Below are 24,946 nucleotides of genomic sequence, written 5' to 3' on the forward strand. Positions count from 1 at the left end.
TCTCAATTGTTCTTTCCGTTGCTGTCTGTTTCGCTGTCATTGGGCAGCAATGCCTGCAATGCTTCAATCAATGGACGCTTGGCGCCTGCTTCGGTGGTGCGGAATCCGGTGTCCACCTCGGTGTCCTCTAGATTCCAGCTGATGACCACCAGCCCGTCCTTCTCTACAAATTTACCGGCCATTCCCGCTTGTGTTTCCACTTGGGTCAGTGCATGTTTGTCGATGAAGATGTCCTGGCCGCCTTTTCGCTCAATGACCACGCCTCCGAGATGGACGTGGACCACTGCGGGAGTACGGATTCCCAGGCCATGGACGGCCACACGATCGAGCCAGTCGCCGGCGGCGGTGGTGACCACATATTGCCCCGGAACGCTGATCACGGCGTCACCAAGATCCTCCGGGCGGGCGGGCAACGCGGCAAGTGCTCCCTGCCGTTTGAGCTTGTTGCGCCACCCCCAGCCCATGAGGCCAAAGATGATCAGCATCGGCACACCGGCCGAGATGGTGATCAATATCTCTTTGCTCATGATGCGGTTACTGCCCGGTAGGGGGTGTTCAACGCGCCGTTGAGCACCGTGGGGTGGCCGTGGAACAACGTGGCAACTACCTTGCCCGGGAGTTCCATGTTGGCGAAGGGCGAGTTGCGACCCTTCGTGGCCATGGCGCTGGGATCAACGTTCCAGCGGGCTGCGGGGTCAACCAGCACAATGTTGGCCGGCTCCCCCACTTCCAGCGGACGGCCCTGATCGGCAAGCTGACCGATCTGCGCCGGCGTGGTCGAGGTGACGCGGGCAAAGTCTGCCCAGGTCATGAGTCCTGTTTCAATCATGGTTTCCTGCACCACGGAGAGCGCTGTTTCCAGTCCCGTCATGCCCATGGCGGCGGAGGCCCACTCACATTCCTTGGCTTCGCTGGGGTGGGGCGCATGGTCGGTGCCGACAATGTCGATGGTTCCGTCGGCCAGGGCCGCACGCAGGGCGTGGACGTCGGCGTCGGCCCGCAGGGGCGGGTTCACCTTGTACACAGGGTTGTAGCTGCGCACGAGTTCCTCGGTCAGCAGCAAGTGGTGCGGGGTGACCTCGGCCGTGACGGAGATGCCGCGTTCCTTGGCCCAGCGGATGATCTCCACCGAACCCACCGTCGAGACGTGGCATACGTGCAGGCGCGAGCCAACATGCTGGGCCAGCAGGACATCGCGGGCAATGATGGATTCCTCGGCAACGGCGGGCCAGCCGGCCAGGCCGAGGTCTGCCGAGACAACGCCCTCATTCATCTGGGCACCCTCGGTCAGGCGGGGCTCCTGCGCATGCTGGGCGATCACGCCGTCGAACGCCTTGACGTATTCCAGCGCCCGGCGCATCATGACCGGATCGCTGACGCAGATGCCGTCGTCGGAGAAGACGCGGACGCGGGCACGGGAATCGGCCATGGCGCCCAGCTCTGCCAGCTGCGTGCCAGCCAATCCAACAGTGACGGCGCCAACGGGGCGTACGTCAACCCAGCCGGATTCGCGGCCAAGGGTGAAGACCTGCTCCACAACACCGGCAGTATCGGCGACGGGCGAGCTATTGGCCATGGCGTGGACGGCCGTGAAGCCACCCAGCGCAGCGGCACGGGTGCCTGTTTCAACGGTCTCGGCGTCCTCGCGGCCGGGTTCCCGCAAGTGGGTGTGCAGGTCGACCATGCCGGGTAGGGCAACCAGGCCGGCGGCGTCGATGACGGTGGCATCGCCCACCACGTCTGCGCCAAGGTCGGTTCCCACGGCCGCGATGAAGCCGTCACGGACCAGCACGTCAGCGGTGGTTTCGCCCAGCAGGGACGCCGAGCGAATCAAGTAACTTACGGAAGTCATGAAAAGTCCTTTACTGACGGTACGGAAGACGCCACAACGGGCGGGAAAGCTGAGGTTGCTGCGGGCTCGCGCATGTCCCCTGACAGCAGGAGGTAGAGGGCGGCCATGCGCACCGAGACACCGTTGCGGACCTGCGCCAACACGGTGGATCGGGGTGAATCTGCCGCGGCGGAGGAAATCTCCAGGCCGCGGTTCATGGGGCCCGGGTGCATGATGATGGTGTCCTTGAGGTTCAGCGCATCAAGTTTGGCGAGTCGGGCGTCGTCGAACCCCCAGCGCCGCGCGTATTCGCGAGTCGAGGGGAAGAAGGACGCGTTCATGCGTTCGGCCTGGACGCGCAGCATCATGATGGCGTCTACTCCGGCTTCCAGCGCCGCGTCGAGGTCATAGCTGACCTCGCAAGGCCAATGTTCGACGCCGATGGGCAGCAAGGTGGGCGGGGCCACCAGTGTCACGTGGGCGCCGAGGGTGCGCAGCAACCAGACGTTGGATCGGGCCACACGGGAGTGGAGCACGTCTCCGGCGATCACGACGCGCATCCCGGCCAGGTCGGCACCCACTGATGGGGTGCCGCTGAGCTTGGCCCAGTGAGCGCGCATGGTGAACGCATCAAGGAGCGCCTGCGTGGGGTGGGCGTGGGTGCCATCGCCGGCGTTGATGACAGCAGCATCGATCCAGCCCGAGTTGGCCAAACGAGCCGGTGCGCCGGAGGCCCAGTGCCTGATGACCACGGCGTCGGCGCTCATAGCTTCAAGGGTTTGGGCGGTGTCCTTGAGTGATTCGCCCTTGGAGACCGAGGAACCCTTGGCGCTGAAGTTGATGACATCTGCCGAAAGGCGCTTTGCTGCGGCCTCAAAGGAGATCCTGGTGCGGGTGGAATCCTCAAAGAACAGGTTCACCACGGTGCGTCCGCGCAGGGCGGGAAGCTTCTTGATCTCCCGCTCCCCCACGGCAGACATTTCCTGGGCCGTATCGAGGATCTGGATAGCGTTGTTCCGGCTAAGACTTTCGGTATCAAGCAGGTGCCTCATGCGCCGGCCTCGATAACTACTTCGTCATTGGCGGCGAGGCCGCCGTCGATCTCCGAAAGATGGACGCGCACTTTTTCGGTGGAGGACGTGGGCAGGTTCTTGCCCACATGATCGGCGCGGATGGGCAATTCACGGTGACCGCGGTCAACCAGGACTGCCAGACGGACGGCGCGGGGCCGGCCTATGTCTACCAAGGCATCCAATGCTGCGCGGATGGTGCGTCCGGAATACAGAACGTCATCGACGAGCACAATGGTTTTGCCATCGATGCCGGAGACGGGAAGTTTAGTACTTTGGGGAGCCCGGGTGGGCTGGTGGGCCAGGTCGTCACGGAACATGGTGACGTCAAGCTGGCCGACGATCGCGGCAGGATCCACGGAAGGATCGGTGGCGGCTAATTTGGCGGCCAAGCGCTGAGCCAGCGGGTACCCGCGGCGCGGAATGCCTAACAGCAGCAGGTTGGCCGAGCCCTTGTTGGCTTCCAGAATTTCATAGGCGATACGAGTCAGCGCCCGCTCGATGTCCGCGGCCGTTAAAACTACCCGGGACACAGCGGCAGGAGCAGAGGTTTGCTGAACATTCCCAAACACTTCAGAGGAATTAGTCATTTCTCGCGTCCCCTTTCCCCGCCTCACAGGACGGAATTAAAAGGTTGATTGCGTACACCTCAAAATACCACAGTGGGCCCTACTCCCCCGCTTCGCGCGGGATCTTGGCGATGGCTCTCGCGCGGCTCCTAGGAGGCATCGTCACCGGGCCCTAGTCTTGAACACATGAGTGAACCCGGACACTGGCGCGACCCCACCACAGGCGCCCCACAGCAACAACCGCACTACGCCCAGGCGCCGCTGTCACCGACGCAGGGACAAGCACAGGGACAGGGACAGGGACGACCACAGGGACAGGGCACCATACAGAGTGGCGCGCCGGACTACTGGGCGCACCCAGCCCCTGCGCCAACGCAAAAGAAGGTCCGCAGCTCTGCTGTGAAGGTGACCAACATCATCCTGCTGTGCGTCCTCGGTCTTGTCACATTGCTGACCCTTGCCTTCTTTGCCATATCGATCGGCGCCAACGTCTTTCTGATTTGCGGTGCACTGGCCCTGATTCCGCTGGCCATCTGCGTAACAACCCTTAGGTGGATCGATCGATGGGAGCCGGAACCGGTTCCTGCCTTGATCCTCGGTTTCTGTTGGGGCGCCGGCATGGCAGTCATCACGAGTTTGGTGGTGGGCAGCTGGGTGCAACCGCTACTGATGAGCGGAAATGCCTCGGCTGATGCGGATTTGGTGGGCGCCGTTATCCAGGCGCCCCTCGTAGAGGAATTGTCCAAGGGCGCCGGGGTGCTGTTGCTGTTTTTCCTGCGCCGACGAACCTTTGACGGGCCAATCGACGGTGTTGTCTACGCCGGCATGATCGCCGCGGGCTTTGCCTTCACCGAGAACATCCTGTACTTCGGACAGGCCCTCGAGGAATCAGATGGTGCCGCCACGGGCCTCATCGGCATTTTCGTGATGCGCGGGTTGATGTCACCCTTTGCCCATGTCATGTTCACCGCAGCACTGGGTATCTGCGTTGGCTTTGCTGCCCGAAACGGCGGAAACTTGATGGTTCTCGGCGCCTGGGTGGTGGGCCTGGTCCCGGCAATGCTCCTGCATGGGCTGTGGAATGCCTCTTCATTCCTAGGTGGAAACTTCTTCCGCGTGTACGCCGTGCTGCAGGTGCCGTTGTTCGCACTGTTCATTGTGGGCATCATCCTGCTGCGCCGCTCGGAGGCGAAGCTGACCCGCAGGCGGCTTGCCGAATACGTGCCGTCCGGCTGGTTCACCGAGCAAGAGGTGCCGATGCTTGCGACAGGCGGTGGCCGCCGTCGTGCCTTGGCATGGTCCAGGACGTTTGCGGCAGGAGCCGCCATGAAGGAGTTCATCCGATTGGCGACGCGACTGGCGTTCACCCGGCAGCGCCTCGTGGTGGACTCCAAGGGGGCGGCGGGAAGCCCCGCTGCCACGCGATTTGCCTCCGGGCAGGAACGTGAATTGATGCTGCTGAACAAGATCACAGCGGTGCGAAGTGATCTGCTGGGCAGGCACGCCGCTGCGGTCTGGCAAGCCCAGCAACAACAGGCCCAGCAATTACAGGCCCAGCAGCTGCACTATCAGCAAGCCCAACTCCAGCAGACGCAGAACCAGCAACCCCCGTACTAGCCGTTAAATGCAGATAGCCCCAGGTTCATAAACCTGGGGCTATCTGATGTGGCTACGCTGAAGTTGACGCTACGCCAGAAGCGTCGGCTTGATCTGCTGCAACCGGCCCAGCAGGCCGTTGACGAACTGGGGAGACTCATCCGTGGAGAGAATCTTCGCCATCTCGACGGCCTCGCTGACGGCAACACCGTCGGGGACGTCGTCGTTGTACAGGAGTTCCCAGGTACCAATACGCAAGATGATGCGGTCGACGGCGGGCATGCGCTCCAGCGTCCACCCCTGCGAGTAGGTCTGCAGGAATTCGTCGATGTGCTCGGCCATGGCCGTAACACCCTCGACCAGGTCAACCGTGTACGGGTTGATGATCTGATCGATTTTTTCGCGGCGCGCAGTCAGGGCCGACATGGCGCTGACCTCGCGCTGTTCTGCTTCGAACAGGATGTCCAGTGCGCGGCGACGAGCCTTGCTACGGGCCGAGTTCGGTTTTCCCTCGGGGTTGTTTTGACTGCTCACTACTCGCTGACACGTCCCAAGTAGCTACCGTCGCGGGTGTCAACCTTGACCAGGGTGTTGTTCTCAACGAACAAGGGAACCTGGATTTCGAGACCGGTTTCAACGGTTGCGGGCTTGGTGCCGGCGGAGGAGCGGTCGCCCTGGAGGCCCGGCTCGGTGTACGTGATGCGCAGCTGGACCGACGGCGGCAGCTCGATGTAGAGCGGGTTGCCTTCGTGCAGCGCGATGGTCACGTTGATGTTTTCCAACATGTAGTTCGTGGCGTCGCCAACGGTCTTCGCCGAAACTGTGAGCTGATCGTAGTTGGCGTTGTCCATGAATACGTAGTCTTCGCCGTCCTTGTACAGGTACTGGAAGTCAGAGCGGTCAACCGTGGCGGTTTCGATCTTCAGACCGGCGTTGAAGGTCTTATCGACTACCTTGCCGGAGAGGATGTTGCGCATCTTGGTGCGAACAAAAGCTCCGCCCTTGCCCGGCTTGACGTGCTGGAACTCAATGATGTTCCACAATTGGCCCTCGAGCTTGAGGACGGTTCCGTTCTTAATGTCGTTAGTCGTTGCCACAGTTGCCTCTTAGCGTATAAGTATTATCAAAAATCCATTGACCATACTACCGCACCCCACCGACCCGCACCGCATGATCCCCGCCATCAAGGCGCGTCGACCGCGTCACATATCTGTCGGCCAGTACGACGTCGGCCTGCCGCCGTGCGCTTTTCGGCCCACCAAGGGCGTGGCAGGGAGGGCATGGCTGGGGCCCGTCAACTACTAGCCTGGGCCCACACGCCCGAGGGCCCCGCGACGCAGACGCGCCAGCGGCTAAATCGTGGGAGGGCGTGGATGGGGCCCCGCGCCCGAGGGGCCCCGGCCGAGGAACGAGGTTGGGGAGGGCGTGGGGACTATTCCCGTTCGGCCAGGTCCAGTGCGCGCTTGAGCGAGACCGTGGCCGAGTAGATGGCCGTCGCATCCGATCCGGAGGCGACACGCAGGTCCAGTGATGAGGCAAAATCTTTTGCCGCTGCGCCGAATTGCCCGTTACTGAAGTGAACCTTGCCCAATTGCTGGAAGACCCAGGGCTCCATCGGAGTGCCCGTAACCTCTGGCAGAACTGAGCGCAGGATTCCTTCGGCCCGGTCGTAGCTCCTACTGGCGCGCAGAACCTCGGCGTCCAAGACCTGCAGACGCAGAGATGATGGATCGGCAAGGCGCGCGTCGGCGGCCGCCTCTGCGGCTTCTGCCGTCAGGCCGCGGGCCAGGAGCACAAAGATGTGATCGCCGGCGTCCGAGGACTCCTCGAGTGCCGCCGCACAGGCTTCCTCGTCGACAACCTCGGGCAAGAGGGTTTCGGGATTCACTGCGGTGCCGGGGAAGCCTGCAGAAGGCCAGTCTTTCAGGCTCATCCTAGGACGCAATCTCTTGGTAGGCGGCAAAGAGCAACGATTGATCCGGCACATCAAGGATGCGAGGGCGCCCAATGCCGTCCAGCACTACGAAGCGCAGCAGGTCACCGCGGGTCTTCTTGTCGCGGCGCATGGCATCCAGCAGGGCCTGCCAGCGGTCACGGCGGTAGCTGAGGGGAAGTCCCAGCAAGTTAAGGATGGAGCGGTGGCGATCGGCATCTTCATCGCTGAGGCGGCCGACGCTGCGGGCAAGCTCGGCGGCGAACATCATGCCAACCGAGACGGCGGCACCATGGCGCCAGGAGTAGCGTTCGGTCAGCTCAATGGCGTGTCCGAGGGTGTGCCCGTAGTTCAGGATTTCCCGCAGGCCGGCTTCCTTGAGGTCTTCGGAGACCACTTTTGCCTTGACCGTGATGGCCCGCTCAATCAGTTCGCGCAGGACCGGCGAGGTGGGGTCCTTGACGGCCTCCGGGTTCGCCTCAATGAGGTCAAGGATCACGGGATCGGCAATGAAGCCGCACTTGATGACCTCGGCCATGCCGGAAATGAGTTCATTCGGTGGCAGGGTCGCCAGGGTGTCAAGGTCAACCAGGACCCCGGCCGGCGGGTGGAAGGCGCCAACAAGGTTCTTGCCTTCGGCCGTGTTGATGCCGGTTTTGCCGCCAACGGACGCATCCACCATTCCGAGCAAGGAGGTGGGGATGTGGACTACCTTGACGCCACGCAACCAGGTGGCTGCCACGAAGCCGGCGAGGTCGGTGACGGCGCCACCGCCCACAGCCACGACCGCGTCAGATCGGGTGAAATCATTCTTTCCGAGGACTTCCCAGCAGAAGGAGGCAACCTGAATGTGCTTTCCCTCTTCGGCATCGGGAATCTCGGCCGTGAGCGCAGTAAACCCTGCCGCCTCGAGATCATCCCTCACGGCGTCGCCGGTCATGCGCAGTGCACGGGGGTGGATGACCAAAACCTTTTTGACTCGCTCACCCAGCAATGCTGGAAGCTGGGACAAGAGCCCGCGGCCCACTACGACGTCGTAGTTTTCCTGCGGCAAAACGCCGGTGACCTTGATGACTGTGTTCGGGACTGCGGGGGTGTTCTGGATGTTCACGGTTTAAGAATTCTCTTTCCTTGATTCTGTTTCCAGCAGGTGGATCAGCCGCTCAACGAGCTGCGGCACATTTGAATTGCTAACATCCAACGTGATGTCGGCGAGGCGGGCGTACACGGGGCCGCGGGTGGCCGACAGACGCTGCCAGGTGGCTACGGGGTCCGAAGCAAGCAAGGGACGGCCGGTATTGCGGGTGATGCGTTCCCTGACCGTTTCAATATCGGCACTCAGGAACACCACCGTGGCGCGGGCTAGAAGTTGCTGAGTCCCGGAATCCAGAACGGCTCCGCCGCCTAGGGACAGCACCACGACTTTGGGCTTGGGCACATCCAGGACATCGGCAATGGCCCTGGCTTCCAGTTGGCGGAAGTGGTGCTCCCCCTTGGCCGCGAAGATCCGCGGCACGGGCCCGTGCTTGGCAACAATCTTGTGATCGGAATCGATAAAGTCGATCCCCAACACACGAGCCAGTTCGGCGCCGATCACTGACTTTCCCACGGCCATGGGACCCACCATGACGATGGGCCGCTCCGGCGTGAAATCCGCTGAGCCTGGCTCCCTGCGCTGTCCCATTACTGCCCCAGCTTCAGCAGTAGCCAGGTCCCCATCAGCGGACACCGCATCATCAGTGGGCCAGCGTATCCAGGTTGGCCGGAATGGCCGCCAGGTAGCTGTCCATGTTGCGCTTGGTCTCGGCGATGGAGTCCCCGCCAAACTTTTCTACGAGGGCCTCGGCCAGAACCAGTGCTGTCATAGCTTCCGCGACGACGCCGGCAGCCGGAACTGCACACACATCGGAGCGCTGGTGGTGAGCCTTGGCAGGCTCGCCCGTGGCAACGTCAATGGTCTTCAGCGCGCGTGGCACGGTGGCGATGGGCTTCATGGCTGCACGAACGCGCAGTACGTCACCGATGCTCATGCCACCCTCAATGCCGCCTGCGCGGTTCGAGGTGCGGATGATCCGGCCATCCTCGTCGCGCACGATCTCATCGTGTGCGGCCGATCCACGGCGTGCTGCCGTGGCGAAGCCGTCGCCAACCTCAACACCCTTGATGGCCTGGATGCCCATGAGGGCACCGGCAAGTCGGGAATCCAGGCGACGGTCCCAGTGCACGTAGCTACCAAGGCCGGGAGGCAGGTTGTAGGCCAAAACTTCGACGACGCCGCCGAGAGTCTCGCCCTGCTTCTGGGCGGTGTCCACTTCCTCCACCATGGCGGCGGAGGTTGCGGCATCAAAGCAACGCAGCGGATCGGCGTCCAGCGCAGCAACATCGGTAAAGACGGGCAGCGCGGCGGTTTCGGGAGACGCAACGCCGGCAATCTGCACCGTGTGGCTCACCAATTCAACACCGACGGCGGCAAGGATCTGGGCGGCAACGACACCAAGGGCAACGCGGGTTGCCGTTTCGCGGGCGCTTGCGCGCTCCAACACGGGGCGTGCCTCGCTGAAGGCGTACTTCTGCATACCGGTGAAATCTGCATGCCCGGGACGCGGTCGCGTCAACGGGGCGTTGCGAGCCTGGCCGTCCAGTTCGGCGGCATCCACGGGATCGGCAGACATGATCTGCTCCCACTTGGGCCACTCGGAGTTGGCAATCTGAATGGCAACGGGGCCACCCTGGGTCAGCCCATGCCGGACGCCACCGAGAATGGTGACAACGTCCTGCTCAAACTTCATTCTGGCGCCGCGGCCATAGCCGAGGCGGCGGCGAGCTAGGGCGTCCTGGATGTGGGCGCTCGTAAGCTCCACACCGGCGGGTACGCCTTCAATAATTCCCACAAGGGCCGGGCCATGTGATTCTCCGGCGGTCAACCAACGCAACATACTCTCTATCCTGCCATGTTCTGCTCGTAGGGTTTCCGCCTGTGGACGCCAATTGCGTCGCACATCACATTGATGACGTCCCCTTGCTTGTCTGTTGCGATCGTGCCGTATCCTCCGGCCTCCGCGAACAGCTTTACTTGTTCCACACCCTGGTACAAAAGCATTTCAATCCCGGCAACTACTGTGCCCCCGCGCGACTCCCACGCCTGCGCCAGCGCACTGGGCCATGGATCGTAGGCCACGTCCAGCAGGATCCCGTCTGTCTCCTCGGCGCTTGCGGCAAATTCTGCGGCCAGGCCGTCTGCTGCACGGGGCGGCAGAGTGGAAATTACGACGTCGAACCCGCCTAGGTTGGTTGCCGCACCATCGAAGGACGCCAAAGAGGCAGGGGCGTCCAGCGCCACGGCTACCTCCAGGGTTCCGGCAGCCTTAGCAGGGTCGCGAACGAACACCACAATTTCGGTGGCGTCCAAATCCACGAGTGCGGCGATGGCCGAGACGGCCGTACCGCCACCGCCGAGAATGGCGGCGCGCGGACGCTCCCCCACACCAGCATGGCGGAGTGCGTTCACAATGCCGGCCACATCCGTGTTATCGCCGCGCAGGAAGGTGGCTCCGGCGTCGTCCGTTGTGGCAATGATCGTATTGACGGCACCCAAGGTTCGGGCCACCGGGGTAAGTTCATCGACAAGATCAACGGCAGCATTCTTCAGCGGCATCGTGACGGACAGGCCGTACCAGTCGCCGTCCGAACGCACCTGTGCCATGAGCGCCGCAAGGTCAGGGGCCTCAACGTCGATGGCGCGGTAGCTGAAATTTACACCGAGAGCCTTGTATGCGGCGTTGTGGAGGGCGGGAGATTGGGAGTGCCCGATAGGGTGCCCCAGAACCGCGCCCTGGCGGGAAGTGAGCACCTACGTGCACTCTCCCGCATTGGCCTCGCACCAAGCCGTGTACTTGGCAACATTAGCCAGGTGCTCGGCGAAAGTGGCCGCGTACAGCGTCTCACCGGTCTTCAAATCAACCGTGACCCAGAAGTAATACGGGTTGCTTTCAGGGTGCGCCGCCGCCTCGATGGCCTCGAGCCCAGGAGATCCGATAGGACCCACGGGAAGTCCCGGATTCGCGAACGTGTTGTAAAGGTTGGACTTGTCAGCCTTCTGCTCAGCCGTAATGTTGTAAGTCTTCAGGCCCAGGCCATAAGCAACCGTGGCATCGGATTCAAGGCGACCGCCGGTTTCACCGTTGGCGTTATTGATACGGTTCTCAATTGCACCGGAAATCTTGGCATAGTTGGCCTTGTTACCTTCAAACTCAATGATGCTGGCAATGTTCAGCACGCGGTACTGCTCGGCCGGATCGGTGATGCCGGTATCCGTCAATGCCTTCTTGGTGGATGCCACCATTTGGGACAGAATGCCCTTGGCGTCCAGCTCGATCGGGAAACGGTATTCTCCGGGTGAAAGGTAACCTTCGAGGTTTTTGGCCTGCGATGGCAAATCAAAGAGCGCTGGCTGGTTGGCCAATGACTCGAATTCACTTTCGGCAATGCCGGTTCCTTCGGCAAGGACCGCCAGGGTGTCTCCGATGCGCAGGTTCTGCGCCACGGCCGCGTAGTGGACCTTGTCGTTGCTGACGGCAAGCAGAACTGCGACGGCGTCAGAGGCCTTCATCTGAGACTTCATGCTGAAGGTGCCGGGCTGCAGGGCTGCGGTACCTTCGGCGGCCGTCAAGGCATCAAGGAAGGCTTGTTCGCTGGCAACAACATCCTTCTCCTTGAGGTCTGTGGCAACTGTCATGCCCGTAGCCCCGTCCGGGACCACAAATTCCACTGTGCCGGTTCCTGGGCCCGGGTAGTCGGCCGCTTTCAAGCCACCAAGCATGGGCCTGACTGCCTGAACGGCGAAGAAGACGACAACGGCAAACAAGATCAAGACGACAAAGAAGGCCAGACTACGACGGCGCTTGCGAACACGCTTTGACACTCGGCTGCTGCGCCGCGAAGGCAACGGGGCAAACCCGACCTCCTGGTGCTCTGCTTCGTGATGCTCTACTTCGTGATCTTCTAGCTCGTGGGGCTCTACGTCGTGGTGCTCAGCCTCGTAGTACTCGGCGTACTGCCCAGCGTGCAGACCCTCGCTGTGCTCCCCTGCCGTCTGGGCATGTTCCTGTGGCTCGTAACTATGGGCGCCATGTTCCTGGGAGACGTGCCCTTGGCCGCGGTACCGTTCACTCATGGTGCCTGAGTCGATTCTTCAGGCACGCCAATTTGCGTGGAAATGGTGGAATCCTCTTCGTGTTCAGGTGTTCCGGCAGTCCCCACAACGCCCGGCCCAGTGGTACGCACGGCTTGGCCAACATTGGCATTGCGCGCCTTTTGCATGTCTATGGCGTGCTGCAATATTTCTACAGCTGCCACTTGATCTACTACTTTACGGTGTTCACGGCTGCTAACCCCAGCTTTATGCAACGCCTGATGGGCGCTGACAGTTGTCAGACGCTCATCGATGAGATGCACGGGGACGTCCATGGACGCCTGCTCGAGCGCAGAAACTAGAATGCCAGCATAGCTGCGTGCCATTTCTGCGGAGGCTTTTTCCTCACCCTTCATGGTTCTGGGCAGGCCAACGAAGATCTGGACGGCACCACGGGCGGCGGCTTCCTTGACAACGACCTTGACGTCGCTGTTCTTCTTCAGGTCCCGGCTGAGAGTCTTGACCGGGGTGGCCAAGATGCCATCAGGGTCACAGGTGGCCAAGCCGACGCGAACCATTCCAACGTCCACGCCCAGCTTAACCCCCTGCGGGAAATTACGCTCCGTCACGCTTACCTTACGGTCGATTCTTCACGGCATCGCTGATGGCCGTCAGAGCAGCGCCAATAGCGCTGATGTCCGTGCCACCACCCTGAGCCATGTCGGGCTTGCCGCCGCCGCCACCACCGAGAATGCCGGATGCGAGCTTGACGAGGTTACCGGCTTTGACGCCGGCCTCACGGGCGGCCTCGTTCGTGACCACCAGGATGATGGGGCGGCCATTGCTGGCACCGGCAACGGCGATGGTTGCCGCGACCGAGCCGAGGCGTTCACGCAGATCTAGGGCCAGGCCGCGGAGGTCATCGGCGCTACTGACGTCACCGGCGTCGTGCGCAATGACCCGCACCCCGTTGGCGTCAACGGCGGTGCCGAGCAGGTTTCCGGCGGCGGCACTGAGCTGTTCCTTGCGGAGCCGGTCCAGTTCCTTTTCCGCGTTCTTGAGCTTCGTCAAGGTTGCGGAGACACGTTCCTGCAGCAGGTTCGCGGGAACCTTGAGCATGTCCGTCAGCGAGCTGACGAGGGCGCGCTCTGCGGCCAGGTGGCGGAAGGAGTCCAGACCAACGAAAGCTTCAACGCGACGGTTTCCCGAGCCAACCGACTGCTCACCCAACAGGGTCAGGGAGCCAATGCGGGAGGTGCTGTCCACGTGGGTACCACCACACAGCTCGCGGGACCAGGCGCCGTCGATCTCCACGACGCGCACCTCGGAGCCGTAGTTTTCGCCGAACAGGGCCATGGCGCCGAGGGCCTTGGCCGCGTCCAGGTCCATGACCTTGGTGTCTACGCGGTAGTTGTTGCGGATGGCGATATTGGCCACCTCTTCAATTTCCGAGCGGGTTGCCGTGCTCAGGCCTTCGCCCCAGGCGAAGTCGAAGCGCAGGTAACCGGCCTTGTTGAAGGAACCACGCTGGGTGGCTTCCGGGCCAAGGATCTGGTGCAGGGCGGCGTGCACAATGTGCGTACCGGTGTGCGCCTGCTCGGCTGCGTGGCGGCGTTCGCGGTCGACGGCGGCACGCACCAAAGCGTCAGCCGGCAGTTCACCTTCGCGCACAATCGCCTTGTGGACGCTCAGGCCCTTGATGGGCTTCTGAACATCCAATACCTCGACGACGAAGCCGTCACCGGTGATGAAACCGGTATCAGCGGACTGGCCACCGGCTTCAGCGTAGAACGGGGTGGCGTCGAGGATCAGGGAGATTTCATCTCCCGTGGTGGCGTGCGCTACGGGAGCACCGTTGGAGAGGATGGAACGCACGCGTCCCTCACCTTCCAGCTCGGTGTAGCCCGTGAAGACCGTTTCACCCTTGGCCAGCAGTTCGTGGAAGACGGAAAGGTCTGCGTGACCGCCCTTCTTGGACTTGGCGTCCTTCTGGGCGCGCTGACGCTGTTCGAGCATGAGAGCACGGAAACCGGGCTCATCCACGGCCAGTCCGGCTTCTCCGGCCATTTCCAGGGTCAGGTCAATCGGGAAACCGTAGGTGTCGTGCAGGGCGAAGGCCTCGGCGCCGGAGAGTGAGGTGCTCGCTGCCTTGGATTCCTTGACGGCTTCTTCCAGACGAGCGGTACCACTGGCGATGGTGCGCAGGAACGCGCGCTCCTCGGCGTAAGCGATGCGGCCAATACGGGCGAAGTCCTTCTCGACCTCGGGGTAGGCGCCCTTCATGGCGTCGCGGGAGACCGGCAGCAGCTCGGGCAGCACGGCCGTTTCAACGCCCAGGAGGCGCATGGAACGAACCGCACGGCGGATGAGGCGACGCAGTACGTAACCGCGGCCCTCGTTAGACGGGGATACGCCGTCGGAAATCAACATGAGAGCCGACCGGACGTGGTCAGCCACGACGCGCAGACGAACATCGTCCACGTGGTGCGGATCCGCGGGATCCTCGGTGGAGGTGTAGTCCTTGCCGGCCAGTTCGGCAGCCTTGTCAAGGACCGGACGAACCTGATCGGTTTCGTACATGTTCTCCACACCCTGGAGAATCATGGCCAGGCGCTCCAGGCCAAGGCCCGTGTCAATGTTCTTCTTGGGCAGTTCGCCCAGAATCTCGAAGTTGTCCTTGCCGGTACCCTCGCCACGCTGGAACTGCATGAACACGAGGTTCCAGATTTCAATGTAGCGGGTGTCATCTACGGCGGGGCCACCGTCGATGCCGTATTCCGGGCCGCGGTCGTAGAAGATTTCCGAGCAGGGGCCGGCCGGGCCGGGCTGGCCGGTGGACCAGTAGTTATCTGCCTTGCCCAGTTTCTGAATGCGATCGGCCGGGATGCCGATCTTGTCGCGCCAGATCTCAAGTGCTTCCTCGTCGTCGAGGTACACCGTGACCCACAGCTTCTCTGCGGGCAGGCCGAAGCCACCTTGCTCGATGGGGCTGGTCAGCAGCTCCCAGGCGTAGGAGATGGCGCCTTCTTTGAAGTAATCGCCGAAGGAGAAGTTGCCGCACATCTGGAAGAAGGTGCCGTGACGGACCGTCTTGCCGACTTCTTCGATATCTCCGGTGCGGATGCACTTCTGCACGCTGGTGGCACGCTCAAAGGGCGGCACTTCCCGGGCGGTCAAATAAGGGATGAAGGGAACCATGCCGGCCACCGTGAAGAGCAGTGACGGGTCGGAGGACACCAGGGAGGCCGAGGGCACGGGGGTGTGTGACTTGCTGGCGAAAAAATCTACCCAGCGGCGTGCGATTTCGTGCGATTTCATTAGCCTGGTGGCTCCTTCAATAGTTCTAGCAATAGTTCTAGCTGGTAAAACGCTTAAATGTTCGGTGCTTGGTCAATGCTTACTTGTTGCATGCGTGCTTGCCTGTTGCAGTCTTCAAGACGGCGCCAAGCATTTTTGCCCGTGGCCCCTGCGTCTGACTACTGCGTTGGATTAGCGCGTTTGATTACTGCATTTGATTACTGCGTCAGCTTTTCGTGGCGCGGCGCCCGGGACGCTGCCGGAGGCGTCTGATCGATCCCCAGTGCCAATCGTAAGTCTGTTTCGCGCTCATCCATGTTCTCACGCAGGGCATCAGCGAAGTCATGCACGGCGTCGCTGACCCGGCCCACAGCCCTGTTCAGGCCGTCGGGGCCGATGGCTCCCTGAGCGGCGGCAATCTTGCGGGCCGCGATTACGCCAAGGGTGATGCCCACCCCGAGCCAAAAGATCTTCTTCATCAGTTGTGTCCTTCTGTGGATTCCAGGTTCTGGAATACCGGCTGGAATCCGTTATCGACTGCGCTTGGCGCGGGTTGGTTTCCCGCGGCCCTCAAATGCTTGGCGGACGCCGTAGGAGAAGGCCGCCACCTTGATCAGCGGTGAACCGATGGTTGCCGCGATAAGCGCCGAAAGAGCAGAGATGTTCGCGGTTGCATCCGAGACGTTGTTAGAGATGCCATCGACCTTGCCCAGCTGGGTGTTGGTGGTGGCAACTGTGGCCGTAACCTCGTCAATGAGCGGTGTAGTGCCGTCTCCAATTTGCCTGATGGTGGTGCGGATTTCATCGAAGACCCGGCCGAGCTTGAAGATCGGAACGGCCAATATCGCCACGAGGACAGCAAAGACCCCTGCCGCAATCAATCCTGCAATGTCGCCACCACTCATATGCGCGCCGCCTCAATTCCTCGTTCATTGAATGCTGCGCGCCGTCCACTTCCTGCGCGCAACTTCTTTCCCCAAAACACCTTAGTCCACATAGTGGGGTGTTTTGGCTACAAAACAGCCCGCGGCGGTTGCCACGGGCTGTTTTGTGTTTCAAGCTTCGATCGCTCGGAGCTCTACTTCGCTAATGATTATTAGCGTGAGTAGAATTCCACGACGAGCTGCTCTTCACAGGTTACGGGAACCTCAACGCGCTTGGGCTTGCGAACCAGGCGAGCCTGAAGGCTCTCCAGCTTCACGTCCAAGTAAGCCGGGACGGCGGGAAGCACGTCGCGGTGTGCGCCGGCTGCAGCAAGCTGCAACGGAGCCATGGTCTCGCTGCGCGGGTGCACGTGGATCAGCTGACCCTCGGCAACGCGGAACGACGGGCGGTCCACGCGGGCGCCATCAACCATGATGTGGCGGTGAACAACCAGCTGGCGTGCCTGGGCGGTGGTGCGGGCGAAGCCTGCACGCAGAACCAAGGCGTCCAAGCGGGTTTCCAACAGCTCAACCAGGTTTTCACCGGTCATGCCCTTGGTGCGCTTGGCTTCTTCGAATGCACGCGTCAGCTGTGCTTCGCGGATGCCGTACTGGGCGCGCAGACGCTGCTTTTCGCGCAAGCGTACCGCGTAGTCGCTGTCCTGCTTCTTGCGGGCGCGGCCGTGCTCACCGGGGCCGTACGGGCGGCGCTCGAGGTACTTGGCTGCCTTCGGGGTCAAAGCAATGCCGAGGGCTCGCGAAAGGCGAGCCTGACGGCGGGCACGTGTGTTGTTAGCCACTTGTGTCCTTCCAATATTTGCAATACGTGTTTGGCTGGCCTCCATTGTGGAGAGTTGGGGCTATTGCGGCCCATTGCTACAGCACCTGGGCATGAACAACAACTCACGTAAAGTCACGTGAAAAGCACGGGAATACCCGCTTCTTCAACAAGTGAGGTTGTGCATGGAGCCAGAGCTTGCCAGTGCGCCACCAAGTCTATCACCGCAACGGCCGCCATCGCGCGAGTACAGGCCGTTGGGTAGGCACGGGTGGCGCTATTTTCCGCCGCCTGTGCCGCGGATGATGGCGCGCAGCCGTTCCACCCGAACCCCAAGATCGCGTTCCACACCATTGCCGGTGGGCGTGTAGTAGTTCTTCCCCACCAGATCGTCCGGCGGATATTGCTGGACGGCGATGGAATGGGGGGCGTCGTGGGCGTAAATGTAGCCCTTGCCGTGACCCAACCCGGCGGAGCCGGCATAGTGGGCATCGCGCAGCGGTGGAGGCACGGTAGTTCCCTTGCCGGCCCGGACGTCCGCCACGGCCGAGTTGATGCCGTTGTAAGACGCGTTGGATTTTGGTGCCGTAGCCACATGGACCACGGCCTGGGCAAGGATAATCCGAGCTTCCGGCATGCCAATGAGGGCCACGGCCTGAGCCGCCGCAACGGCTGTCTGGAGGGCGGTGGGATCTGCCATGCCCACATCTTCAGAGGCCGAGATCATGATGCGTCGGCTGATAAAGCGCGGGTCCTCCCCCGCCTCCAGCATCCTGGCTAGGTAGTGCAGTGCGGCGTCGACGTCGGAGCCGCGCACGGATTTGATGAAGGCGCTGATGATGTCATAGTGCTGATCCCCGGCGCGGTCATAGCGGACGGCTGCGGCATCGATGGCCCGTTCGGCCACGGCCAGGTCCACGACCACGGGCGCATCCGCATCGACCTCCGCATCACCACTGCTCTTGCCAGCTTCGACTTCTGAAAGTGCAACACCAGCAGCCGCCTCCAGCGTTGTGAGGGCGCGACGGGCATCGCCGCTTGCAAGCCTGACCAGGTGGTCCATGGCGTCGTCGGTAACCGTCACCAACCCGTCCAGGCCTCGTTGGTCAGTGATGGCCCGCTCAAGGAGCCCCTGAATATCAGCATTCGTCAAGGGCTGCAGGGTCAGCAGAATTGAACGGGAAAGAAGGGGCGCCACCACGGAGAATGACGGGTTCTCAGTGGTCGCGGCGATCAGCACCACCCAGCGGTTTTCCACCCCGGGCAGCAGCGCATCCTGCTGTGCCTTGTTGAAGCGGTGAATCTCATCGAGGAACAAGACAGTTGTCCGGCCATGCAGATCCCGGTCTGTCAACGCCTGGTCCATGACCCGGCGAACATCCTTGACGCCGGCCGTAATGGCGGACAGTTCGACAAATTTTCGTCCCGGCCCACGGGCGATCACATGCGCCAGCGTGGTCTTTCCAGTTCCCGGAGGACCCCACAACATGACGGAAGCAGGGCCAGCCGCTCCCCCAGCGTTGCCACCGGCGGCCAACATTTGCAGCGGCGATCCGGAACCAAGGAGGTGCTGCTGGCCAACCACCTCGTGCAGGCTGCGCGGACGCATGCGCACAGCAAGGGGGCTGCGTGGACGCGAGGACTGCTGCTGCCCGCCGCCAAAGGTGAGGGAACCGTCGTCGTCCATCTCGTCGCCATCAAGGGCACTGCTAAAAAGGTCACTCACCCCTCTAGGCTAGCGCCCGGTAGTCTGGCAGCGTGAACGTAGCCCGCCGCACCGCCTTTGTCCCCGCCGACCGCCTCCCCGGCTGGGTGGCCCGATTCAGCGGCGCCCATGGGGGTCTTACCGCAACCGAAGACACGGACGACGGCGTGATGTTGCGCATGCACGACGGCTCGGTTGCGCTGCTCTCACCTCCCTGGCCGGACGACGGGCGGCCCGGGCGCGGTAGAGATGTGGTGGAACGACTAACGTCCCTGGCCTTGCAGGAACGTCGGCTGGGGATCGTGCTGGTCAGGCGTGGCGGATATGCCGTGGGCATTGCCGTGGGCGGAAAACTGCTGGCTCATAAGGTGGGTACGGCCTCGGCCCGTTCGCGTGGCGGGGATCCGGGCGCCGCGGTGGTTGAGAAGGCCGTGACGGAGGCCGGCAAGGTATTTTCCGGTCAGAACTTTGAATACCTTGCCACGGGCGGCGACACCAAGCTGCTAGCCGCGGTGTTGTCTACTCCTGCAATGAGACCCGTGGCGGGCAGGCCGCAGCTTGCGCCTTTGGCGGTGTCCGATCCCAATATGGCCGTGCTCCAAAAGGCCGCGGCCGACTTCTGCTCACTGCGGATTCAGATTACCGATCCCTGAAACCACCACCGAACCAACACTCACGCACTGCCATTGCCACTGCCACTGCCGGGACGGACAGGGCTAGCAGGCCCCTAGGGCTCGCCGCAAAGGCGCTTGGCGATAGTGGTAGCGGCCTACTTCGGCGAATCCAGCACGGGCGTAAAGTGCCTGGGCACCATGGTTGGCGGCCGTGACCATCAGCCAGTAGTTCTCAACTCCGGACTCTTTAGCGGCTTCAAAGAGCGCTACAAGGACTGCCGTCGCGATCCCTTGACGCCGTGCGTCCGGATGAACGGCCATGCCATAGATTCCACCCCAACCGTCACCACCGTCGACACCCGGAATCGCAAGTCGTCCTGTGCCCACGGCTTGCCCTTGGTTATCCAGGGCCGTGGCGTAGAGGGCCGGTGCACCCAGCAGAATACGTTCCGCAATGGCTTTCTCGACGGCCCCGCCCCGGCCATCCACGCTCCACCACAGCTCCAGCCACTCCGGCGATGGCGCCTTGCTGATTACTACGTGGAGAGCGGATTCCAGTGTGGTCGCAGTGTTTACTGCCGGGGCCGTCATGATGAGTGTCTCGGACTGGTGTGAGTAGCGCAGCCCATCCAGCAAAACACCCAGTGCAGCGTGCTCGGGCCGATGAGTCAATTGAAAGATCACAGGTTGCCGTCGGGAAGCGTACCAATCGAGCGCCTCAGCAAGGGCGGCTCGCGGATCGCCCGCCTCCCTGGCCGGCCAGACGGAATTGGCTCGCTGCGTCACCCCGCCAGCCGAACGCAAAACCCAGCCATCCGCCGTCGAACGTTCCAAAGCAGGCCACGCCGCATCCATCAGCGTTTCCAGAAGGTCAATGGACGCGGTTTCGACAATAGTCATGGAATATTCTAAAACGTCCTAGGCAACAAAAAACCGGCCTTCCCACGGGGAAGACCGGTTTTCTATTCGAACGGATACACGCTGCCTCAGGTACTACTTAGCCTCGGGCGCGGCGTCGGGCTTGGCTTCAGCCTTAGCTTCAGCCTTGACCTCAGGCTTGAAGTCCACGCCGGCTTCCTTGCGCTGCTGCGCCGTGATCGGGGCCGGAGCCTCGGTCATCGGATCGTAACCGCCGCCGGACTTCGGGAAGGCGATGACGTCGCGGATCGAGTCAACACCGGCCAGGAGTGACACGGCGCGGTCCCAACCAATGGCGATGCCGCCATGAGGCGGGGCGCCGAACTTGAACCCGTCCAGCAGGAAGCCGAACTTCTCGTCGGCCTCAGCCTCGGAGATGCCCATGACACCGAACACGCGCTCCTGCACGTCGCGGCGGTGAATACGGATGGAACCGCCACCGATTTCGTTACCGTTGCAGACAATGTCGTAGGCGTAAGCCAGCGCGTTGCCCGGATCGGTGTCGAAGTTGTCCATGAACTCGGGCTTGGGCGATGTGAACGCGTGGTGCACGGCCGTCCAGGCACTGTGCCCCAGGGCCACGTCGCCGGAACCAACGGCAACGCTGGTGGGTTCGAACATGGGTGCGTCAACAACCCACACGAACGCCCAATCATTCGGGTTGATCAAGCCGGTGCGGTGACCGATCTCAACACGGGCAGCACCCAAGAGGGAGCGTGACGTGGAAACTTCACCGGCGGCGAAGAAGATGCAGTCGCCGGGCTTGGCGCCTACGGCCTCGGCCAGGCCAGCACGCTCGGTGTCGGTAAGGTTCTTGGCAACCGGACCGGTCAGCTCGCCCTCGTCCTTGACCAAAACGTACGCGAGGCCCTTGGCGCCGCGCTGCTTGGCCCATTCCTGCCATGCGTCAAGCTGGCGGCGGGGCTGTGAGGCACCACCGGGCATGACAACAGCACCAACATAGGGAGCCTTGAAAACGCCAAATTCGGTGTCCTTGAAGAACTCCGTCATCTCGGTCAATTCCAGGCCAAAACGCAGATCAGGCTTGTCCGAGCCGAAGCGGGCCATGGCATCCCAGTAGGTCATGCGCTGGATCGGCATCGGAATCTCGACGTCGATCAGCTTCCACAGCTCGGAGACAACCTTTTCGCCCAAGGCGATGATGTCGTCCTGGTCAACGAAGCTGGCCTCGATGTCCAACTGCGTGAACTCCGGCTGGCGGTCCGCACGGAAATCTTCGTCACGGTAGCAACGAGCGATCTGGTAGTACTTCTCGAAGCCGCCAACCTGCAGAAGCTGCTTGAACAGCTGCGGGGACTGCGGCAACGCGTACCAGGATCCCGGAGCCAAACGTGCCGGCACCACGAAGTCGCGAGCACCCTCAGGGGTGGAGCGGGTCAACGTGGGGGTTTCAATTTCGATGTAACCCTGATCGTGCAGCAGGTTGCGGGCAACCCGGTTGGCCTCGGAGCGCAGGCGCATGTTGCGCTGCATGCTCGGACGGCGCAGGTCAAGGTAGCGGTGCTTCAGGCGTGCTTCCTCACCAACTTCAACGTGCTCGTCAACCTGGAACGGCAACGGCGCGGCCTCGTTGAGAACCACAACCTCATCAGCCAGAACTTCGATCTCACCGGTGGCGAGGGCGGGGTTTTCATTACCCTCTGGACGGCGCGAGACCGTTCCGGTGATCGACAAGACAAATTCGTTGCGGAGGGCGTGGAAAACTTCTTCCTCACGAACAACAATCTGAGCCACGCCCGATGCGTCACGCAGGTCCAAGAAGGCCACTCCACCATGATCTCGACGGCGGGCAACCCACCCCGAGAGAGTGACGGTTTGGCCAATATGTTCAGCCCGCAAGGAGCCTAGGTCATGTGTGCGCAGCACAGCATTCCTTTCAATGGTGATGAACGGCCCTATCCGGGTCGCAAAATAAGGGTTTGTCTAGAAGTTTACCGTGGGAGCACAGGCGATCATCACTCCCGGCCCAGGCCCGGCATTTTTCCGGCGACTATCCGACGCGTCGGCCGCGGGCGGCCTTTGGCGTCTCCTTTACGTCGCCTACAAAAAATGTCGGCTCCTGTGCCTCGATGGGCGCGTCACCTGACGCCGCGGGTCCGCCCCGCAAGCGCCCGAGGCACGGTCCTAGGCCATGACGATTTGCGGCGTGAGGTCTTCGGCTGGCGGCATCCAGGTGATGGGGTCAGCTGCGAGCTGATCGCCGGAGCGGATGTCCTTGACCTGGTGGGCGCCGGTCTCATCCGTGAACCACACATACGGGATGCCGCGCTTGTCGGCGTACTTGATCTGCTTGCCGAACTTGTCAGCCTTGGCGGCAACTTCGGTGGAGATTCCGCGGGCGCGCAGGGCGGCGGCCACGTCCTGGGCGTCAGACCAGCTGTCCTCATCGACCAGTGTTACGAGAACGGCTGTGGGGACGCTGCGGCTTGCCTTGGCGAATTCCTGGCTGAGGATGCGGGCCACCAGGCGCGTAACGCCAATGGAGAGTCCGACGCCGGGGAACTTGCGGTTGCCCTTTGAAGCCAGCGCGTCGTAGCGACCACCCGAGCAGATGGAACCCAGCTGCTCGTGGCCCACTAAGACCGTCTCGTAAACGGTGCCCGTGTAGTAATCAAGGCCACGGGCAATGGAGAGATCGGCCACAACGGAGCCGGGCGCGCTCTTTACCGCAGCCGAGATGACCTGCTCAAGCTCGTTGAGGCCTTCTTCCATGAGCTCGTCGGTGACGCCGAGGGCACGCACCTTTTCAACGAAGGAGGTGTCCTCGGTGCGGATGGAGGCCAGGGCCAATGCCTTATCTGCCTGCTCCTGTGTTGCGCCGAGCTCGTTCATGAGCAATTCGGCAACCTTCTCGGCGCCAATTTTTTCCAGCTTGTCGATGCTGCGCAACACGCCCGCGGTGTCGCTCAAGCCGATACCCCGGTAGAAACCCTCGGCGAGCTTGCGGTTGTTGATCCGCAATTTGAAAGCCGGGATGGGAAGAGCGGAGAGCGCCTCTGCGATGACCAGCGCAAGTTCCACGTCATAGCGGAACGGCAGTACGCCGTCGGCCACGACGTCAATATCTGCCTGGGTGAACTCGCGGGCACGGCCTTCCTGCGGACGCTCGCCGCGCCACACCTTCTGGATCTGGTAGCGGCGGAACGGGAAGGAGAGGTAGCCAGCATTTTCCACAACGTAGCGCGCAAACGGCACGGTGAGGTCGAAGTGCAGGGCCAGCGCGTTGGGATCATCCTTGGTGGCCGTGGCGGTGTTTCCGTCGTCGTCCTGCAGGCGCGAGAGGCCGTACACCTCTTTGTCGATCTCACCCTTGCGGAGCAGATGGCCCACGGTTTCCACCGCGCGGGTCTCAATGGAACTGAAACCGTGCAGTTCGAAGGTGCGGCGCAGGGTGTCCAGCACGTGCTGTTCCACCAACCGCTCCTCGGGGAGCCACTCGGGAAAACCTGACAAGGAGGCGTTGCGTGCCATGGGTGTTGCTCTCCTAACATGCACCGGATCCGGGAATCAATCCCAGGGATGCGGTGGGGCGGGTATTCAATGCAATGCGATGTGAGCACCTATATACGCCGTCATGCGGCATATCCGTGGGTAAACTGACACCGACTGCCATTTTATAAGGTTTGGCACTCCACCCCTAACCCGCCCGTTTGGCTCAGGCTCGAACGTGGCGAACATACCGCTCAAATTGAAGGAGAGGCCCAGTTGGTCACCAGCAATAAGTCCAGCCGCGAAGGCAAGGCCCGCGTTGCACGTATGGAAGCCAACCAGGCGCTGCATACGGAGCAGATCCACCGGCGCAAGCGCGATAACCTGATTGCCTTAATTGCCATTTGCGCCGCGCTGGCGATTGCCGTCGTCCTGGCCTTGACGGTCTTTTCGGCCAAGGACAGCACCGACGTCGCCGCTGAGAGCACGCCTTCCGCAACCGCCGCGGCCCAGACCAACAGCCCCACGGTTCCCTTGGCTGACACGGCTGCAGGCAAAACCTTTACCGGGACACTGACGCTCAACGGCAAGCCACTTGGCGTGAGCCTCGACGGCGCGGCCGCACCACAGGCCGCAGCCGTGTTCAAGTCATTGGCCGATTCTGATTTCATGACCGGAAAGACCTGCCACCGCCTAGCTGACACCACCGACTTCGGTGTGCTGCAGTGCGGCTCACTCAACGGCGATGGCCAAGGCGATCCCAGCTACCAGTGGGGCCCGGTCGAGAACACGCCGGCGGACGGAAAGTACCCTGCCGGGACCATTGCCGTGGCCCGTGCCAGCACCACGTATTCCAATGGCACACAGTTCTTCATCACCTTCAAGGACACGATCCTGCCGCAGGACACGGGTGGCTACACCATTGTTGGTAAGGTCACCAGCGGGATCGACGTTGTCACCGATATTGCCAAGGGCGGGATCGCCGACGGCGCCACCGACGGTGCGCCGTCGACCAAGGTGACGATAGACTCGTTCCAACTCAAGTAGTTTTCTTAAAGGCCTTCCCGGGTGCCGCACACTAGTGCCCACCTATGAAAAAGCACCACGCGGTTCCGGCCATACCGCTTTGCA

The 24,946-nt window shown here is 62.2% G+C and carries 24 protein-coding genes; 3 read left to right on the forward strand and 21 right to left on the reverse strand.

Annotated elements, in window-relative coordinates; translation table 11 throughout:
- Window positions 1-2 precede the first annotated feature (2 nt).
- Genes ACP7B9_RS05875 through pyrR form a run of 4 tightly spaced genes read right to left on the reverse strand, consistent with a single transcriptional unit; the run spans window position 3 to window position 3,491 of the window.
- Complete coding sequence (locus ACP7B9_RS05875) at window positions 3-527, reverse strand: hypothetical protein (RefSeq protein ID WP_425861605.1); 525 nt, start codon at window positions 525-527, stop codon at window positions 3-5.
- A complete protein-coding gene (locus ACP7B9_RS05880; protein WP_425861607.1) occupies window positions 524-1,852 on the reverse strand; it encodes a dihydroorotase in 1,329 nt (442 codons plus the stop codon). The genes ACP7B9_RS05875 and ACP7B9_RS05880 overlap by 4 nt, the downstream gene beginning before the upstream one ends.
- Window positions 1,849-2,883: an aspartate carbamoyltransferase catalytic subunit gene (locus ACP7B9_RS05885; protein WP_425861609.1), complete on the reverse strand. Its 1,035-nt coding sequence runs from the start codon at window positions 2,881-2,883 to the stop codon at window positions 1,849-1,851. Before ACP7B9_RS05885 ends, ACP7B9_RS05880 begins: the two co-directional genes overlap by 4 nt.
- On the reverse strand, window positions 2,880-3,491 hold the full coding sequence (pyrR, locus tag ACP7B9_RS05890) for a bifunctional pyr operon transcriptional regulator/uracil phosphoribosyltransferase PyrR (RefSeq protein ID WP_425861611.1): 612 nt from the start codon (window positions 3,489-3,491) through the stop codon (window positions 2,880-2,882). Before pyrR ends, ACP7B9_RS05885 begins: the two co-directional genes overlap by 4 nt.
- 165 nt (window positions 3,492-3,656) lie before the next feature.
- Between pyrR and ACP7B9_RS05895 the strand changes: the two genes are divergently transcribed.
- Complete coding sequence (locus ACP7B9_RS05895; protein ID WP_425861613.1) at window positions 3,657-5,087, forward strand: PrsW family intramembrane metalloprotease; 1,431 nt, start codon at window positions 3,657-3,659, stop codon at window positions 5,085-5,087.
- A gap of 69 nt (window positions 5,088-5,156) precedes the next feature.
- On the opposite strand, the gene nusB is transcribed toward ACP7B9_RS05895, so the two are convergent.
- The 14 genes from nusB to ACP7B9_RS05965 all read right to left on the reverse strand — a co-directional run bounded on the left by nusB (window position 5,157) and on the right by ACP7B9_RS05965 (window position 18,854).
- Entirely contained in the window at window positions 5,157-5,600 is a 444-nt protein-coding gene (nusB, locus tag ACP7B9_RS05900; RefSeq protein ID WP_425861615.1) for a transcription antitermination factor NusB, read from the reverse strand.
- Window positions 5,600-6,163, reverse strand: coding sequence for an elongation factor P (gene efp / locus ACP7B9_RS05905; RefSeq protein ID WP_425861617.1), 564 nt, complete (start codon window positions 6,161-6,163; stop codon window positions 5,600-5,602). Before efp ends, nusB begins: the two co-directional genes overlap by 1 nt.
- A 335-nt stretch (window positions 6,164-6,498) precedes the next feature.
- Complete coding sequence (locus ACP7B9_RS05910) at window positions 6,499-6,999, reverse strand: tetratricopeptide repeat protein (RefSeq protein WP_425861618.1); 501 nt, start codon at window positions 6,997-6,999, stop codon at window positions 6,499-6,501.
- 1 nt (window position 7,000) lies between these two features.
- The gene (gene aroB, locus ACP7B9_RS05915) at window positions 7,001-8,104 is read right to left on the reverse strand and encodes a 3-dehydroquinate synthase (RefSeq protein WP_425861785.1); all 1,104 of its coding nucleotides are present in this window, start codon (window positions 8,102-8,104) and stop codon (window positions 7,001-7,003) included.
- Between the two features lie 9 nt (window positions 8,105-8,113).
- Window positions 8,114-8,683 (reverse strand): shikimate kinase, encoded by a 570-nt coding sequence (locus tag ACP7B9_RS05920; protein ID WP_425861619.1) that lies wholly within the window; start codon window positions 8,681-8,683, stop codon window positions 8,114-8,116.
- Between the two features lie 52 nt (window positions 8,684-8,735).
- Window positions 8,736-9,935: a chorismate synthase gene (gene aroC, locus ACP7B9_RS05925; protein ID WP_425861621.1), complete on the reverse strand. Its 1,200-nt coding sequence runs from the start codon at window positions 9,933-9,935 to the stop codon at window positions 8,736-8,738.
- 5 nt (window positions 9,936-9,940) lie between these two features.
- Window positions 9,941-10,849, reverse strand: coding sequence for a shikimate dehydrogenase (locus tag ACP7B9_RS05930; protein WP_425861622.1), 909 nt, complete (start codon window positions 10,847-10,849; stop codon window positions 9,941-9,943).
- Window positions 10,850-12,172 (reverse strand): endolytic transglycosylase MltG, encoded by a 1,323-nt coding sequence (gene mltG, locus ACP7B9_RS05935; RefSeq protein WP_425861624.1) that lies wholly within the window; start codon window positions 12,170-12,172, stop codon window positions 10,850-10,852.
- Window positions 12,169-12,759 (reverse strand): Holliday junction resolvase RuvX, encoded by a 591-nt coding sequence (gene ruvX, locus ACP7B9_RS05940; protein WP_425861626.1) that lies wholly within the window; start codon window positions 12,757-12,759, stop codon window positions 12,169-12,171. Before ruvX ends, mltG begins: the two co-directional genes overlap by 4 nt.
- Before the next feature lie 7 nt (window positions 12,760-12,766).
- Complete coding sequence (gene alaS / locus ACP7B9_RS05945; RefSeq protein WP_425861628.1) at window positions 12,767-15,448, reverse strand: alanine--tRNA ligase; 2,682 nt, start codon at window positions 15,446-15,448, stop codon at window positions 12,767-12,769.
- Window positions 15,449-15,645: 197 nt separating this feature from the next.
- Window positions 15,646-15,906 carry a hypothetical protein gene (locus ACP7B9_RS05950; protein ID WP_425861629.1) on the reverse strand — a complete coding sequence of 87 codons (261 nt, stop codon included), beginning with the start codon at window positions 15,904-15,906 and terminating at the stop codon, window positions 15,646-15,648.
- A 51-nt stretch (window positions 15,907-15,957) separates the two neighbouring features.
- Window positions 15,958-16,332, reverse strand: coding sequence for a DUF948 domain-containing protein (locus ACP7B9_RS05955; RefSeq protein WP_425861631.1), 375 nt, complete (start codon window positions 16,330-16,332; stop codon window positions 15,958-15,960).
- Window positions 16,333-16,523: 191 nt separating this feature from the next.
- Window positions 16,524-17,150 (reverse strand): 30S ribosomal protein S4, encoded by a 627-nt coding sequence (gene rpsD / locus ACP7B9_RS05960; RefSeq protein WP_044575438.1) that lies wholly within the window; start codon window positions 17,148-17,150, stop codon window positions 16,524-16,526.
- A 255-nt stretch (window positions 17,151-17,405) separates the two neighbouring features.
- Entirely contained in the window at window positions 17,406-18,854 is a 1,449-nt protein-coding gene (locus ACP7B9_RS05965; RefSeq protein WP_425861633.1) for a replication-associated recombination protein A, read from the reverse strand.
- A gap of 32 nt (window positions 18,855-18,886) precedes the next feature.
- Between ACP7B9_RS05965 and ACP7B9_RS05970 the strand changes: the two genes are divergently transcribed.
- Entirely contained in the window at window positions 18,887-19,486 is a 600-nt protein-coding gene (locus tag ACP7B9_RS05970) for a Vms1/Ankzf1 family peptidyl-tRNA hydrolase (RefSeq protein ID WP_425861635.1), read from the forward strand.
- Window positions 19,487-19,549: 63 nt separating this feature from the next.
- Here ACP7B9_RS05970 and ACP7B9_RS05975 read toward each other — a convergent pair whose 3' ends face one another.
- From ACP7B9_RS05975 to hisS, 3 genes are all read right to left on the reverse strand, one after another.
- Window positions 19,550-20,347 (reverse strand): GNAT family N-acetyltransferase, encoded by a 798-nt coding sequence (locus tag ACP7B9_RS05975; RefSeq protein WP_425861637.1) that lies wholly within the window; start codon window positions 20,345-20,347, stop codon window positions 19,550-19,552.
- A 93-nt stretch (window positions 20,348-20,440) separates the two neighbouring features.
- Window positions 20,441-22,252, reverse strand: a complete 1,812-nt coding sequence (aspS, locus tag ACP7B9_RS05980; RefSeq protein ID WP_425861639.1) for an aspartate--tRNA ligase — start codon at window positions 22,250-22,252, stop codon at window positions 20,441-20,443.
- A 258-nt stretch (window positions 22,253-22,510) separates the two neighbouring features.
- Entirely contained in the window at window positions 22,511-23,857 is a 1,347-nt protein-coding gene (gene hisS, locus ACP7B9_RS05985; RefSeq protein WP_425861641.1) for a histidine--tRNA ligase, read from the reverse strand.
- Between the two features lie 234 nt (window positions 23,858-24,091).
- Between hisS and ACP7B9_RS05990 the strand changes: the two genes are divergently transcribed.
- The gene (locus ACP7B9_RS05990; RefSeq protein WP_425861643.1) at window positions 24,092-24,862 is read left to right on the forward strand and encodes a peptidylprolyl isomerase; all 771 of its coding nucleotides are present in this window, start codon (window positions 24,092-24,094) and stop codon (window positions 24,860-24,862) included.
- The last annotated feature ends 84 nt before the right edge of the window (window positions 24,863-24,946 follow it).

The organism is Arthrobacter sp. TWP1-1, assembly GCF_049897845.1.
GTDB lineage: Bacteria > Actinomycetota > Actinomycetes > Actinomycetales > Micrococcaceae > Specibacter.

Coding starts and splice junctions, on each gene's coding strand:
- ACP7B9_RS05920 (WP_425861619.1), bottom strand. CDS start 8,683: ATGGGACAGCGCAGGGAGCCAGGCTCAGCGGATTTCACGCCGGAGCGG.
- hisS (WP_425861641.1), bottom strand. CDS start 23,857: ATGGCACGCAACGCCTCCTTGTCAGGTTTTCCCGAGTGGCTCCCCGAG.
- ACP7B9_RS05895 (WP_425861613.1), top strand. CDS start 3,657: ATGAGTGAACCCGGACACTGGCGCGACCCCACCACAGGCGCCCCACAG.
- ACP7B9_RS05955 (WP_425861631.1), bottom strand. CDS start 16,332: ATGAGTGGTGGCGACATTGCAGGATTGATTGCGGCAGGGGTCTTTGCT.
- ACP7B9_RS05910 (WP_425861618.1), bottom strand. CDS start 6,999: ATGAGCCTGAAAGACTGGCCTTCTGCAGGCTTCCCCGGCACCGCAGTG.
- alaS (WP_425861628.1), bottom strand. CDS start 15,448: ATGAAATCGCACGAAATCGCACGCCGCTGGGTAGATTTTTTCGCCAGC.
- ACP7B9_RS05950 (WP_425861629.1), bottom strand. CDS start 15,906: ATGAAGAAGATCTTTTGGCTCGGGGTGGGCATCACCCTTGGCGTAATC.
- ACP7B9_RS05975 (WP_425861637.1), bottom strand. CDS start 20,347: ATGACTATTGTCGAAACCGCGTCCATTGACCTTCTGGAAACGCTGATG.
- mltG (WP_425861624.1), bottom strand. CDS start 12,172: ATGAGTGAACGGTACCGCGGCCAAGGGCACGTCTCCCAGGAACATGGC.
- pyrR (WP_425861611.1), bottom strand. CDS start 3,491: ATGACTAATTCCTCTGAAGTGTTTGGGAATGTTCAGCAAACCTCTGCT.
- ACP7B9_RS05885 (WP_425861609.1), bottom strand. CDS start 2,883: ATGAGGCACCTGCTTGATACCGAAAGTCTTAGCCGGAACAACGCTATC.
- aroC (WP_425861621.1), bottom strand. CDS start 9,935: ATGTTGCGTTGGTTGACCGCCGGAGAATCACATGGCCCGGCCCTTGTG.
- ACP7B9_RS05875 (WP_425861605.1), bottom strand. CDS start 527: ATGAGCAAAGAGATATTGATCACCATCTCGGCCGGTGTGCCGATGCTG.
- ACP7B9_RS05880 (WP_425861607.1), bottom strand. CDS start 1,852: ATGACTTCCGTAAGTTACTTGATTCGCTCGGCGTCCCTGCTGGGCGAA.